Source organism: Sulfobacillus harzensis (genome assembly GCF_012933365.1).
GTDB classification, from domain to species: domain Bacteria; phylum Bacillota; class Sulfobacillia; order Sulfobacillales; family Sulfobacillaceae; genus Sulfobacillus_B; species Sulfobacillus_B harzensis.
In genome coordinates this window covers 1-402 of the sequence record NZ_JABBVZ010000351.1, presented here as the reverse complement: position 1 = coordinate 402, position 402 = coordinate 1, and the positions used below count along the sequence as shown (strand labels likewise).

The following is a 402-nucleotide window of genomic DNA, read 5'->3' as shown; positions in this document are numbered from 1 at the left end:
CGGCGTGGCGGCGCTGTCGATTCGGGTGCTAGAGAAAGGGGAGGGTCCTTCGTGAAGAAGCGGGAAGCGCAATGCCCAGAGTGTGGCCACTGGAGTCCGGTGATGTGGGATGCGGTCTTGCCGCCTGGCGGCTGGTGGTGGGCCGACACGGCGGGGTGCTCGCATTGCGGGGCGCTGGTGCTGGTGGAGAGCGAATGCAATTTCCGGGAGGTGGTGCAGCACAATGTTTGAACCAGAGGGTTGGGACGGTTGGTTGTTTCTCGTCGACGTAGTCCATGACTGGGGGGATGTCCGTGTCTACCCATCGGACGCACCGGACTTGGCTGTGCCCATTGATACCGTCGAAGCCCGGTTTGGCGATGGATTTTTGCCGGTGTTTAAAAGCGAGGCAACGGCGCGGCA

1 protein-coding gene is annotated in these 402 nt (G+C 62.2%); it reads left to right on the top strand.

Annotated features, from left to right (window positions below; genetic code table 11):
• Window positions 1–51: 51 nt before the first annotated feature.
• On the top strand, window positions 52–231 hold the full coding sequence (locus tag HIJ39_RS23455) for a hypothetical protein (protein ID WP_169103417.1): 180 nt from the start codon (window positions 52–54) through the stop codon (window positions 229–231).
• The last annotated feature ends 171 nt before the right edge of the window (window positions 232–402 follow it).